The organism is Blautia sp. AF17-9LB, assembly GCF_003479185.1.
GTDB lineage: Bacteria > Bacillota > Clostridia > Lachnospirales > Lachnospiraceae > Fusicatenibacter > Fusicatenibacter saccharivorans.
The window spans coordinates 117973-132112 of sequence record NZ_QUGU01000004.1 but is presented as its reverse complement, the minus strand read 5'-3'; the positions used below and the strand labels follow the sequence as shown (position 1 = coordinate 132112).

The 14140-nt window shown below is 40.2% G+C and carries 12 protein-coding genes; 2 read left to right on the top strand and 10 right to left on the bottom strand.

Annotation, left to right across the window (positions count from 1 at the left end):
* Window positions 1–138 precede the first annotated feature (138 nt).
* Both DWX00_RS06030 and DWX00_RS06025 read left to right on the top strand, forming a co-directional pair.
* Window positions 139–3615, top strand: a complete 3477-nt coding sequence (locus DWX00_RS06030; RefSeq protein ID WP_118594844.1) for an RNA dependent RNA polymerase — start codon at window positions 139–141, stop codon at window positions 3613–3615.
* Complete coding sequence (locus tag DWX00_RS06025; RefSeq protein ID WP_118594843.1) at window positions 3609–4631, top strand: hypothetical protein; 1023 nt, start codon at window positions 3609–3611, stop codon at window positions 4629–4631. The genes DWX00_RS06030 and DWX00_RS06025 overlap by 7 nt, the downstream gene beginning before the upstream one ends.
* A gap of 124 nt (window positions 4632–4755) precedes the next feature.
* On the opposite strand, the gene DWX00_RS06020 is transcribed toward DWX00_RS06025, so the two are convergent.
* From DWX00_RS06020 to DWX00_RS05975, 10 genes are all read right to left on the bottom strand, one after another.
* Window positions 4756–5433, bottom strand: a complete 678-nt coding sequence (locus DWX00_RS06020; protein WP_118594842.1) for a hypothetical protein — start codon at window positions 5431–5433, stop codon at window positions 4756–4758.
* Window positions 5434–5477: 44 nt separating this feature from the next.
* Window positions 5478–5774 carry a hypothetical protein gene (locus DWX00_RS06015; protein WP_118594841.1) on the bottom strand — a complete coding sequence of 99 codons (297 nt, stop codon included), beginning with the start codon at window positions 5772–5774 and terminating at the stop codon, window positions 5478–5480.
* Window positions 5775–5803: 29 nt separating this feature from the next.
* Entirely contained in the window at window positions 5804–6049 is a 246-nt protein-coding gene (locus tag DWX00_RS06010; RefSeq protein ID WP_118594840.1) for a hypothetical protein, read from the bottom strand.
* Between the two features lie 312 nt (window positions 6050–6361).
* The gene (locus tag DWX00_RS06005; protein WP_118594839.1) at window positions 6362–7066 is read right to left on the bottom strand and encodes a metallophosphoesterase; all 705 of its coding nucleotides are present in this window, start codon (window positions 7064–7066) and stop codon (window positions 6362–6364) included.
* Window positions 7063–7455, bottom strand: coding sequence for a response regulator (locus tag DWX00_RS06000; RefSeq protein WP_118594838.1), 393 nt, complete (start codon window positions 7453–7455; stop codon window positions 7063–7065). Before DWX00_RS06000 ends, DWX00_RS06005 begins: the two co-directional genes overlap by 4 nt.
* Window positions 7456–7551: 96 nt before the next feature.
* Window positions 7552–8400: a TIGR02452 family protein gene (locus DWX00_RS05995; protein ID WP_118594837.1), complete on the bottom strand. Its 849-nt coding sequence runs from the start codon at window positions 8398–8400 to the stop codon at window positions 7552–7554.
* Between the two features lie 87 nt (window positions 8401–8487).
* Window positions 8488–8715 (bottom strand): hypothetical protein, encoded by a 228-nt coding sequence (locus DWX00_RS05990; protein ID WP_118594836.1) that lies wholly within the window; start codon window positions 8713–8715, stop codon window positions 8488–8490.
* 123 nt (window positions 8716–8838) lie between these two features.
* Window positions 8839–10581, bottom strand: coding sequence for an AAA family ATPase (locus tag DWX00_RS05985; RefSeq protein WP_118594835.1), 1743 nt, complete (start codon window positions 10579–10581; stop codon window positions 8839–8841).
* A gap of 253 nt (window positions 10582–10834) precedes the next feature.
* Window positions 10835–11830, bottom strand: a complete 996-nt coding sequence (locus DWX00_RS19845; protein ID WP_199669500.1) for a hypothetical protein — start codon at window positions 11828–11830, stop codon at window positions 10835–10837.
* 278 nt (window positions 11831–12108) lie between these two features.
* Window positions 12109–14028, bottom strand: coding sequence for a hypothetical protein (locus DWX00_RS05975; RefSeq protein WP_118594834.1), 1920 nt, complete (start codon window positions 14026–14028; stop codon window positions 12109–12111).
* Window positions 14029–14140: the final 112 nt, after the last annotated feature.

The following is a 14140-nucleotide window of genomic DNA, read 5'->3' as shown; positions in this document are numbered from 1 at the left end:
ATGACTCCAGATGAACGTCTATCTGCATACGCAGAATGGAATAAGTTAATTGCAGGTCTTACAGATATTGATTGGCATCACGCCCCCATTACGAAAATAGATTAGTTTTCACACTTTTTAAGAATATGGAGATAACATATGTCCAATACCAAACAAATAATCATAACCCTCAACGCCAAATCTCTTTTTGATTATTTTCCCAAAAAGCCCACTGAAAGTGATCAATGTTTCAAACTGGATTTCTCCGACCCCGTTCACAGCTACGTGGTCACACTGGAAATCACGCGAGAAGATTGTCCTCTTTTTCATCAGATTTATGAAGTTCTGAAGAAAAAACAGGGCTCTTCCTTTCAGGTCACGGAGAAAACTTTATATGATAAATTCCTTATCGTTGATTTTCAGGATATCTTTCTTTCCTTTGACAAATCTTCCGATCCCAAATGGAAACTGAAAGATCAGGAATTTCTTCAGAAAGATGCGCAGGATCTGATCGAGCATGGGTTTGATCTTTATTTTCCAGATTCTGACAAAGCTGTCCATATGTCTGCATTTGATAAGAGTGGAAACATGACCCGGCACAGCAGGATTTCGTTCATTGATGAAACTCTTTACGATGAATTAAATCTCCGTCTCAATTTAGGAATTGATTTTTTCGGAAATAAAATCAAAATAACAGAAAGTAAATATTATGCCTACCGGGGATTGTATCTGTCTTCTTCCAAAAGAATTGATTCTGAAAAATTACGTCTTACTCCTGAGACATTTGTAGTTGTGCAGGACGAACGGATAGCCTCCGGTAAACGTGAAAACAAACCAGCGACTGGATATAATTATCAGCGGAATGTCCCCTTATTAACAGCAGAAAAAACAACGAATTCAGATGAAACAATAAATTACCAATTTTTAAAACCGAAAACGGAAGAGTTTTTCTATGTAGATATTCCTTTCGATGGTTCTGGCTTTATCACTCCAACCTATTCATGTTATGTCAATACTTCTCTTGGAACATCCGACGCAACCTCTTTTCAAATAAGGCTCCCCTTTATAAAAGGAATGCTTCATGAGGTTGATGTTCACGCATTTTTAAGGGAACATAACAGCGATAACGATTCACACACAAACTTGTATACTGATGCCTTTGGATTTAAACGTGACCTGTATAAAGCCCATGTTTTTGTTACCAAAAGTATGTTTAAGGCATATAGCTGGTTAAAGCAGTATTGTGAAGCTGCAAAAAAAGAGGGTAAAACCATTGATCCGATGGAATTTTATTGCAATGCATTAAAAAAATACGACCATGCATTATATATTTCGGGTACTAATTTACCTTATGGACAGTCAAAATATACGCATTTAAGCTATCAGATGATTAATACCCTTGATTTTTCTGAAACACAATTTGAGCATATTTTAAACAGCCATTGCTCCTTTATTAAAAACCCCATTAATTATTTAAAAAGTTGTGATGGTCTGCTGGATACTGAAAACATGGTCAGTGACGATGAGGCAAACGACACGGATGAATTAGAAAATATTTTTGCTGACACTGAATCGCCGGTATGGAAAAAGGCTCTCTTTAAGAATCCTGCTCTTGTAAATGATATCTATATAAAATCGCAATTGCAGAACATTCAAAAAGGGCTTTTAACAAAACTGGTGAGCGGAAAACTGCTTGTAGAAGGCCAAACACGGTATTTGTGCCGGGATCTGCTGCCATTGCTTGTAAGCCTGTTGGAAAAAGAGACCGATATGGGCGGCTTTTTTACATACTATTTATTTGATCGGTTCTATCTTCCTATGACCTCAAATCAACAGTTAGACAAAAAATGGGATTATCTTTCCTATTATGCCTTTTTCAGAAGCCCGCATCTTTCAAGAAATGAACAGTTTATTATGCGGCGTTTTACAAATACCGATGAAGTGCATTACACAAAAATAGGACATGTAAATTATAATTCCTTTAAAAAGCATCTTAAAGTTTATCAAAAATATTTCGGTAAATTAACTGGTATTGTTATGGTTCCACGAGGTTCCGTTGCTCCTTTATGTTTAGGCGGCGCTGATTTTGACGGCGATTTGGTTAACGTTATATTTGATCAGGATGTTGTAAACGCAGTTGCATCTGGATGCTACGATACAGAAACGTATCCATACCGTATTCTTCCCATTATCACAATTCCTGCTTTGGATTCTCCTGCTGTTGAATTAAAGGCACATGTTCCATTCGAACATATCAAAAATACCTTTTCCAACCGGATCGGACTGATTTCCAATGCATCCATTTCCATTGGGCAGACCGAGTATGGCAAACCGTTAAATTCATCATCAAATTCCACGAACCAGGTACTTGTGACAAAGCCAAATGCTTCATCAGCTCCTGTTCCTCCTTCGTGTGAACATTGTACCTTATTGACCGGTTTGGAAATTGATGCAGCCAAAAATGGAAAGCACCCTAATTTAGATCCCATTCTAAAGGAGCAAACGCATCAGAATTCCTATCTGACGTTTTTGAAAAAATGGAAACAGTTGCGCTCAGAAGAAAATTATTATTTCAGCAATTTGACTGTCAAAAACAGTAAATCTTCCAACGAAGAGAAGTTCACGATTTCCGCAAAGGATTGTCGGACAAACGCAACTTTTTCTGTTCCAGATTATGGAACCTGTATTAACAAATTGCCTGGCCGTTTTAGAGATGAATTGGAAAAATACAAAGCGAAAGAAAAAGTCCGCGATAATACCTTAAAGTTGTTCCTCGCGCCGAAAAAAACATCTGCTAAAAATAGTGCAGCGATCAAAATTTTTGAAACGCAATGCCGTGAGATTTTATCCACGCATTTCTTTTACATCCATTCTCTTCTTCCTATTATAAGAGAAGAAAAAAAAGAGGTTTTCTATGCACCGGAAAATCTTCTGAGAAATTTGTTTCAAATTTATGATGAAGAAACTGCGATTCAGCTTCAAAGAATTACGGTTCCAGCCTTAAAAAGTAAAATACAAGAGCATATTACGGAAAGCAATTCCATTCAGGACATGCGCACACGTCTTCTTCAGGAGCAATGGCTTCTTCAGCCTTCTGATCATCGTGGAAAGGCATTGGAGTACATCATTGGAAATGGATTCAAAGAAGCTTCCCTTGATGAAACGGGGCGAGAACTGCTGTTCCATTTTTATCAGCAGGGATACAAAACGTTATGGTTAATCCTTTCCTGTATAAAGGTGCCAACACAGGATGCCCCTTTTGATGTTCTAAAAGAAAAAGCGATAAAACAAATGGAAAAGTCAGAAGAGAAAAGAAAGTCAAAAAAGGCTCCTAAGGAAGAACTTCCGCCCATCTCTTCCTATGTGGCTTCAAATTCGGACTTCATCAGACACCTGGACAACGCTGCCCGTGATTTTTACGTAAATAATGATGCAAATGCACAACGCAAGATCTACCGTATTTGTCTCCGCGAACTGGAAGAACTGATTGACCATTCATCTGTCGATATGGGACAGCTTATTACCACATTGCATAAGCTCACAAGAACAAGCTCTGAAAACCGGAATTTCTTCTGGGATGCATTTGTGTGGGAAGATATCGATTCTCATTTGAAAGGAAGTGATACTACATGTTGAATGAAAGAGCGGAATTCGAAGCATATATAACAAATCCCGAATCAAGCTCGCCAAGAATTCAGCCTAAATTACTTACTGGAAATTTCAGTACGGACTGCGGTTTATATGGAATTGAACAGATTCTGGTTGTACTTGCAAGAGGATATATTTTTGACACTTACCGTGAAGATGAAATTTATTCAGATGGGTTTGTTCGCCCTGAACTTTTGAGTGATGCAAAACTCTTTTTACAACGCTGGCTTGGCTTCCATTTTGAGCATGCGGATTCTCCGGAAAGTAATCCCACTTCCCACCGACAAGCTTCGAATGGGACAGACTATTTTCGTGAGGCAAACGGATGGTTTAAAAAATATTGGATGGCACATTGTGAGAAAAACGAGAAGGAAAAAGAAACTCTTTGGAAGAACCTGGAGAGCAAATGGACCGAAACTTTGTCTGTCAACGATTATCGGGAAAATCAAATAACATTGAATTCCGTAATTGCCCAGGCACTCAATCGTGGGCCATTAAAAGAACAGTATTTGGTCTTTCGGAAAGATCCTTCCGGCGCTTCTGTAAAAAATGAAAAAGAACGTTTTTCTTATTTATACAGTCTGAAAGCTGGCGATGATGGTAAAATACACACACTGTATGAAAAAACACGTGAACGCTTACTCAAAAATATAGCCGCGTATCTCTTAAGTCAAAAATACCATCCCAAAGGTCAAACATTTGTACTGCTCTATAGAGGTCAGCTCCTCAACTGGTATGGTATTGATGATGCGAAAGGGGCGCGAAGCATCTGGTATTTCCCACGCTGCGTATGGGGGCTGGAAACGAAGGAACAAATTATGGAAGCTTACAGCCGAGAAAGTCAATGGAACTTTATCAAATTTTCTGTCAACCAGGCATTTCTCTCCTATTTTGACTTTCACCTGATTGATCCATCACAGGCTTGTGATGTTGATACGTCTAAATACTGGATTCTCCAGGATATGGGGCATGGGAGCAAGAGTTTGAGATGCTTGAATGAATAATTGGGGAGGTGGCGTTAAACCGCCACCTCAGTCAACAACTACCAATGTTCCCTCTTAACCGATGTTTTCAAACGTTTGTTTTTGATTTTAAAACGTTTTTATGCATCAATAGTGCATTTGAACATCAATACTCTTCAATAATCTTTCCTTTAAAAATCACTTTTTTATCACCCAACTTTTGTATTTTTATATTTCCATTTATAATTTCTTTAGAAATCCGATCTTCAATCATATTATTTCTAGGTGATTTATTCCAAAAATAAGCTCTTGTCATATACGCAAATAAAGTCTCGACAACTTGTGCCTTTTGTTCCTCTGAAAATCCATCAAGAATATCTTTCGGAATATTTCCTCGTTGTTGCTCTAAAAATAAATCATTATCAAAAATAAGAATTTTAAATTTTTTATATTGTTCTGCTATGAATCTATATTTTTGACAATCTACCTCTTGCGCATAATCAAACTCTGGTGTATTTTCATGAAAAACTGAAGGAAACTTCCTATATGCAGACCCTGGTTGCATACGTACAAGTTCAGATATTATCTCATTCAAAATTTTATTACCACTGCCAACTTGAATAGTAATCCAAGATTCATCCCTGTTATCATCTGGAATATTAGCCAATAACGCAAATGCATATTTCTTTTCACAATGTTTTTTTAACCACAAACTTGTCGGATCATCCTTTCTATGAGAATCAATATTTTTTATTTCTCTTTCCTCAATGTTTATTTCACAAATACTTTTTCCAAAGTTTTTCAAATCTGAATCCTTAAATACGCAAATTTTATCATCAGTCATTAAATATTACCTCCATCTCTCTGCAAATAAGAAATTTAGACAAATTATATGTATTCCTTATTTCCATCTTCCATCACAACAATCTTCCCCTCCACATCATAAACATAAAAATCATGCACAAATTTCGCCAATCCACATTCTTTCAATTCATCCGCAATTTGCTGCGCTTTCTCCTGTGTAATCTCTTCCTGATACAGATACCCAACATACTCTTCATACTCAAATCCTCTTTTTTCAAAGAACTCCAAAAGCTCTTTCTGCACTTCCTGCGGATTTTTTCCTGCCTGTCTGATTTTTGCTAGATCTGTATTTATTTTTATTCTGGATCTCTTTTGAATCATTTGTTTTCCTCTTTTCCTGGCTGTTTTACCTACTCTGCCGTAAAGGTTTCGTCCTTGAAAAGTTCTGCCCAGGCAACAACTTCATCTGTATCAACAATCATCCCGCCTAAGCCAAGATTTGCGTAAAAATACTTCTCAGTTTCGTTGTATCCGCCAATGGTCCATTCATATTCATCTTTTGCACTTTTCCATACCAGAAAACACCATGTGCCATCCTTTGGTAATCCTTTTTCCGAAACAAGATGCCATTTTTGTACGCTCAAATTAAAATTCATTTTCTTCCCCTCCTCCGCGTATTGAAGCTTTCTTGAATAACAGCCACGAAAAATATCTCCTTAGTCAAAGTGGATATTCTCAATCCGCTTCGCTACTTGCTTGATTCGGTTAAATGAAACTGTCGCGATCTGTATAAACACTAAGACTGTTTCTTTGTATCATCACAATGTTCTTACTCAAAGTATGTCGCACTTTCCGTTATTCTGCAAGCGAAAACAAGAAATTTCTCTACAACTTTATCACAATACTGTTCTCATATTTTCCACCATAAAGTATTTCTCTTCTGTCCGCCTAATTTGTTCTGATGCATTTTATTCTGCATAATATTCTTCCCCTGTATCCAGGCAAATCGCCGCCAGTCTTCCATTGTTTTCGCCTACTCCGCAGTCGATCGCAATGAGATTATTTTTCTTAAAGATATATCCTGGTCTGCTGTTTCCAAGAATATTCTGCGTAGGAGTGTGTCCGCTTACCACAGTAATGTTTTTGAAATATGCGATGTCAAAATCGGTTCTTTTCCACACAAGTTCCTCCACGGAATACTCCTCAAGCCGCCTTGATTCCGAAAAATGTTCCAGCCCTGCGTGAATCAGCCAATATTCCCCATTATTTATAATTTTCTTCCCATACAGACGAAATGATTCTATATATTCCACTATCTGTCGACGCTCTTCCTGCGGAAGTTTCAAGAACTCCTGAATTGTGCTGATTCCGCCGTTCAACGTCCATTCTGCAAAAGACTGACGTGCCTGTGATGACAGTTTATGAAGAAAGCCATTCGAAAGTTCCGGTACCAGAAGTTTCAGACACGGAAGAGCCATGAGCTCATGGTTGCCCATAATGGGAATGATATTAGGATTTGCCATCATATATTTCAAGATCTTCATGGAATCCGGCCCCCGGTCGACTACGTCACCCAGTACATAGAGTGTATCATCTTTTCCAAGGGGTATCTGCTCCATCAGGTTCCTGAACAGCTCATATTGTCCGTGAATATCACTCATCGCATAAATCATTTGCTTTTTTCCATCTCTCTTACAAGATCACAAAGTTCTTCTTCCCAGTCACTGATTTCCGAATACCAGATACATCCATACACACCTGGAAGTTTCATATTCCTTGAGGAACATACGATAATGTTGGTTTGATTTCCCCGCTCCTGCAGAATCTGAACTAATTTTTCTCCCGCTTCTGTATCGCTGATGGCTCCTGACCTCATTGGAAAATGCATATCTGTGATAATCAGATCGAACGGCTCTCCTGCGCTTTCTGCATCTTTCAACATTTTCAGACCATCTTCCACATTAGACACCTGCTCAACCGATGCCACACCACAGCGATTACCTAATATTTTTCGAATTGCATTTGCCTTATAAACACTGTCCTCGAAGTTCAGAACTTTCATATTCTACAGCCGTCCCTCTCATTTTTGTTGTTTGTGCTTTTCATACGCTCGTATCTTCTGTTCGCTTTTGTGTTCTTTCAGAACACCATTTAGATTCTATTTTCTACTTCCAAGCACCATATTGAATGCATCATAATTCTGCGTGTTGTTTCTGCCGCAGAACACCGCGTATTCTATCGTTTCAAAATAGGATGCATATTTTTCCTGTACGCTCCGAAATGCACGTGCTACAATTCTCGGCGGGTTACAGAAAGCGCCACAGCCAAACGCGCCTAAAATCAGAACTTCCGCTCCGTTCGATGCTGCCGCCTGAAAAACACGTTCCAGTCTTTGCATCTGAAGTTCGTACAGTGCTTTCTCACTAATCTTAACCGGCGCATTTCCTGCGGACGGATTCATGGCATTGCTTGGTTTCTTTCGGAGGTTCGGAGCTGCACAGGTAATGATGTCTACCTGATACCAGTCTTTTTCTTCCATTCGTTCCGGCACAGAGGTGTCGGTCTTAAATATGACGACTCCCGGTGTATACAGCAGATCATCATTATAAAGTGGATCGCCTGTTTTCCGGTGCTGTTGATAGAACTGATGCCACATCGTTTCTGTATCCAGACATGGATACAGTGTGCTGCATCGGCAAAGGCATTCTTCCTGCGCCGTACTTCCCCGTGTTACACCGCCGCCGGGATTAGTTGCAGATGCAAAATTCAGGACGCAGACTCGCTTTCCGGATTTTGCGTATGCAGAGGCGGCTTCGAAGCTTCTTTTAGATGAAACAATCGTTTTGCAAGGTGATTTTCCAGATTCAGGAAGTGCAATCGCCTGAGATGGAACATACAGTTTTTGGTTCTGAATTGAAAGCTGAACTCCCTGCTGAAGCTTCTGGCTTGCTTTTATCATATCCATGGAATCCTGAAATATCGCGATATTATTACTTCTTCTATCCATTACACTTCTCCTCCCGTATTCCTATCATACAATGCTGTTCTGTTGAAAATCATACACCTTATCCTCCAGCTTCGTCCAGGCTTTTACTTAGTCCGCATCGATAAAGCAGCCCCTTGCCTGTCGGAATGCACCTGGCTGCTTGCCGCCTTCCGTGGCATATAATCCTGTATCCCAGCAGCCTGCTGATAAGCTGTTGTCTTTCAGGATCCGTAAGCATACCTCGAAGTCATTTGGATAATCGCCATCCTTTATGTAGTGGAACCCGGTGAATGTAACGCGAATATTCTCTGCCATGTTTGCTGTCTTTTCTTCCATCTTTTTTCTCCTCATGGTAGGCTTTTTCTTTTGAATATTACCATTTTATCTCATATCGAACGGAAAATGTTGACAGAAACTTGTCCGTATATAAAATTCAGGGCAATATCTCTGCCCTGAATTTTATAACAAATTGTAACGATTCAGAGCCCCATCCCGATTCCGCTTACGCTGCATCTCTTCTTCCATCACACAACACTGTTTTAAATGAAATGCAATCCCATACTGCACCATTTTTTTATAGCCCTCCTGCCACAGTGTCTGCGTATAATCTTTATCCCGAATCTGCTCCAATGCCTTCCGGCAATCTCTTTCCAGATCTTTTTTCTCATCTGTATACTTCACTTCTATCACAATTCCTGTTTCTGCATTTCCCATTTCAATCACAATATCGCTGAATCCTTCTCCCGATTCTCGATTGGAAGATACACGCCAGTCATTTTTATAGCTTAAGATTCCAAGCAGAATTCCATGATAGAAATTTTCTTTCAGTGATTTCCGCACAAAGGTATCGCGTACGCTAACTGTCTTCTGCAAATACAAATTCAAAAGGCTTTCCACCTCTGCTGATTTTCCCCCAAGCAGTGCCTGGCAGAACTGTTCTGCCATTTTCCCGTCTTTTTTCACTTCCTGCTGAAACAATGTAAGAATCCGTTCTGTTATGATATTTCGAATTTCCCGGTTTGGAATTGCAAGGCAATAGCGGCCATCGCTTTCTCTTCCGCGCTGTGTCAGGTATCCAGTCATGAAAAGTGTACTCCACAGATGATCCATGGTCGAATACAGGTCATTGTAGGTAACCATTTCATCGATTTGTTTGATCACTGTTTTTCCATTTACCAGCCATTCCAGTTCTGTTTTTGTGAGCATATCCGGTTCATTGATGCTGTCGATAAAATGATGAATCACACTGTTCCCGCTTGTATTCATCCAGTAATTTTCCGGCTCGGCCTCTGGATTATGGATATGATCATTGCAGTAATTCACAACATCCCATGGACAGTACACATCTGCTTTTCCGAATCGGTATCCGTCATACCATTCTTTTACCTCGTCATATCGGTCATCCATTTCATAGTCATGCAGCATGGTCTTTACTTCTTCATCTGTAAAGCCGAAGGTTTCATCAAATTCTGTATTTGTAATCGAATATACTTTGAAATTGTTCAGTCCGGTAAAGATGCTTTCTTTTGCAATTCGCAGGCAGCCCGTCAAAACGGCAAAGGCAAGACTACTGTTTGTCTTTAAAACATTTCCGAACATATTTCGAAGCAGCAATGCCATCTCATCATAATATCCATTTTCATGGGCTTTTGCCATCGGAACATCGTATTCGTCAATCAGGACAACCACTTGCTGTTCATAGTGAACTTCCAACAGTTCTGTCAGTTCCTGAAGACTGCTGGTAATGGTGTCTTCTTCCATATTTCTTGTCAAAAGTTCTGAAAAAAGTACTTTATCAACCCGGCTCAATTTGTCACTTTCCAGAAGAAATTGAAATCTTCTTGCCTCACGATTGATTGTTTTTATGAGCTGCGCACGGGCTTTTTCATAGGAATCGGCATCAATTCCTTTTAAGCTGATGGAAATAACGGGATATTTTCCCATATATTGTTCACAAATCTCTGTATTCTTAGAAATCTTCAAGCCGTCAAAAAGTGCTGGATCCGTTCCAATTTCAAAGAAATGCTGAATCATACTCATATTCAGGGATTTTCCAAAACGGCGTGGGCGCGTAAAAAGCGTGACCTCACTTCCGTTATTTAAAATCTGTTCTACAAGGGAAGTTTTATCTACATAATAGTAATTTCCATTGCGAATCTTTTTAAAGTTGTCAATCCCGGTCGGGAGTTTTGGTTTTCTCATCTTGAAACCTTCCTTTCCAACTTTTGCGGCTTTTGACACCAGCGGCTGTGCTTATGATCTGATCTCTATTTTAGCTGGTTTTATTTGCTTTGGCAATGGTTCTTATCGGTTTCTAATCTGTCCAATTTCATAATCTTGCATCAACTCCCGCTAATAGAAAAACATAATAACCTTCTTTCATTTTTTTATTCTTTATTTCTATCTTGAGATACTCTTTCCATTGTTTTTTCACACTTTTTTGCCGATAATTTACTTAATCCCAAAGCCACTCTCCCAGATTTCCTAAATCATTTCCATCTTCATCATACAGTTCACCTGTGCTTCGATCAAAGTAATCGCCGCTTCCCTCAATTTTATTTCCATTTTCATCTACGTACCAGCTATGATACATTCCTGCACTCCAGTCATCTCCATTAGAATTACTGCTGGATCCGGAGCCACTACTGCTATCATTGCTGCTGTTATCGTAATAATAGTCGCTTTCTTCTGTCCCTGAATCACCGCTATATGCACTTTCTGAGTTCTGGCCTGCCTCGACTGCTGCAGCTTCTTCTGCCGCTTTTCTCTCTGCTTCTTCCTGTGCCGCTTTCGCCGCTGCTTCCTCTTCTGCTTTCTTTTTCGCCTCTTCCTCAGCTTTTTTCTTTGCTTCTTCCTCTGCTTTCTTCCGGGCCTCTTCTTCCGCTTTTTCGATCGCGGTTACTCTGTCATTGTATTTCTTCACGTATTCATCAATCGTACTGTTATATTCGTCAAAGCTGTCCTGTTCGACGGTATTATACTTTTCGAATTCATCTTTTAACGTGTCTTTGAATGCCGTAAATTCACTGACAGCATTTTTGAGTGTTTCCTTATCATCCACTTTTTCAACATCATCGCCGATTTTATCCACGATTGTTTTGATCGTATCGTCATACTCGGAGACAAAGGAGTTCTTCATCTGTGCAACTATTTTTTCATAATGAGAAGAGCATTCCTCATAAGCGCCTTCTGTCTTTTTATACTTTTCTGCACTCTCCGCTTCTTGTTTCAGCACTTCCAGTTTTTTATCCCGGTCTTCTTCGTTTTCAAACTTTTGATATTCCGCATCAATCTCACTGTTTTTTGTCTCAATCGCCTGTAAACGAAGTTCTTCCTGGTGACGGTCATACGCTTTCTTCGTCAAAACTCCGATGACACAAATGCAGACAATCGCAATACCAATTACAGCAAGCATGATGACTGTCTTTTTGTTTTTGTTCTTTGTTTCCATCTCGAAACACTCCTCCTTTTTCTTTCTGTTTCCCGAAAAATCCATGTTTTCTATGTTCTTTTCCATATTTTTATTGATTTTTCGTTACTCATTTTTTCATCACATTCATTATATCGCAGCTCGTTTTTCTTTACTATTTCTTTTTATGTAATTTCCAAAAAATCCTCACTCTTTGATTTCACAAGATTTTAAAATAACACTTTCCTTCCATCTTATCTTACGTGATGTTGAAATACCCCGGAACACAGTTCATCTCTTCCTGCCCTCCGGGGTATTGCTTAATCTAATTCAGCCACTTTAAAGCTCTTCAAAATGCGAATCACCTGTTCTTCTTCTTTTTCTGTAAATGTACCGTCTGGTGCTTCTGCGATAAATGCAACTGGTGTCGGATAGTCAAAAGAAAATTCGTCTACGTCCCCAGCCTGACCTGCAAATTCAATCTCGCCAAGACGGGATGTCGGTATCACTGCGAACAACGTGCTGTCTACAGGAACATAATCATCATCAATGCCAGCCATCATCTCGCCTGTGATATGTACTCGTGCTACCATAAATTCGCCAAGATCTGAACAGTCACGATCGGTTCCCCATGGATATCCAGGCACGAAATTAGAAGTGTCTGCCTGTGAAACCTGTGCCTTCAGCATATCACGCGAATAGCCGCCAAGCGCGCCTTGGCAGTACCAAAACGAAACGGTAACACCTCTCTCGTTTGTCAGAACAACGTTTTCTCTGACCGCATCCATGGAACCGCCAACTTCCTCCGTCTGAATTTCCCAGCCTTTTGGGATTTCAAACTGGAATGCCGTGCTGTCACACTGATTTACTTCTCCATACCGTGTAACATAGATATCTCCCTGCTCTCCAGTTTCCGTCCATTCCATATCCTTCTGCCAGTCTGCACTTGACTCCCAGTGTTTTGACCAGATTGGATCAAAGGTCCGGTCAAAAAGATCTGTTTCCTGCATTTTTTTATCAATGACCGGGATATCAACCACTGCTTTTCCTTTGATTCTCGGGCTGATGGAAAGCTCCAGTGAGCCCGCATATCCACCCAGGTCGTCCTTCATGGATACCTTTGCCTGGCCTTCTGCTTTTCCAACTGCTCCGCCGGAAAGATTCAGGCCAGCGCTGTCATATAATTTTGCGCTCAGCCGGATGTCAATGTATGCTTCCAGCCTTCCGTTCACCTCAACCGTACTCCACTCAAGTCCGTCTGAATTCAGATTTCCTTCTTTGACTTCTTCTACTTTGCCTGTTCTGCTGTCATACTGGAATCCCAGGGTGCTGTCGGCTGTTGCACCGTAAGAGCTGTGAATGCCGCCCTCCAGACTTCCCGCTGCCCCGACAACGGCTTCCATATGATTTGTAATAACAATCGGTACAATACCGGCGTTGAACTCGATATTCGGCAGTTTTCGTTCGTAAACGGTTTTTTCCTTTTCAAATTCTTTCTCGCTGTTTGCGCCGCATTCCAGGGCAATACCGGCTTTGCTCCTTACTGCAATTCCACACTGGACTTCACCGTCTTCGATATCAATCTGAAGTTCCAGCCAGCATCCCCATCCTGCCTCTCCGGAAAACTGAACGGGTTCTTCTTCAACATTGATTGAGACACTGTAATCGTAATCACTGTTTTCTTCCTCTGTCTCTTCTTCCGATTCATCTTCGGACAGTCTTTTAATGGTATAAGCGCTGTTATTTTCTGTTTCACTTGCACCATCCTCCGTCAGCCGGAACTGTTTGATAATATGTGCCTTTTCGAATACATCCAGCAGGGTCGCCGGCTCTGTTTCTACCCGGTAACCCTGATTCGTTTTTTCTTTCTGCACTACTTTTCGAATAAATCCAGAAGGCGCTGCACTGATTTCTCCCGCAACAAGAACATCTCCGGTCTGGTAACCAGGATCTTTTTCAAAGGTAAGACTGTTGTCAGAAACTTCCGTTGGCTGATCTTCTGATTTCATCTCATTGGTAATCACCTTTACATTGTCTTTTACAATGATGTCAGGATCATCCGTACTGTTTTCTGCTGTGTTCTCATCCGATGTGCTGTTTTCCGATACACTTATATTCTGTTCTTCCGGATTCTGTTCCGGCTTTATACTCTTCTGTGTATTTTGAGCAGCAAAAATTCCAAACAGAATCAATGCCAGAATGATTATGCCTGCCAATACTGCGCGGATCCATTTTTTCATCTGTACCTGCTCCTTATTCTGCCTGTCAAAGCGGATATTCGCAATCCGCTTCGCTACTTACTTGATTCGTTTAAAATGTGGTGCATCAGATTTATTGATTCACCACATTTTA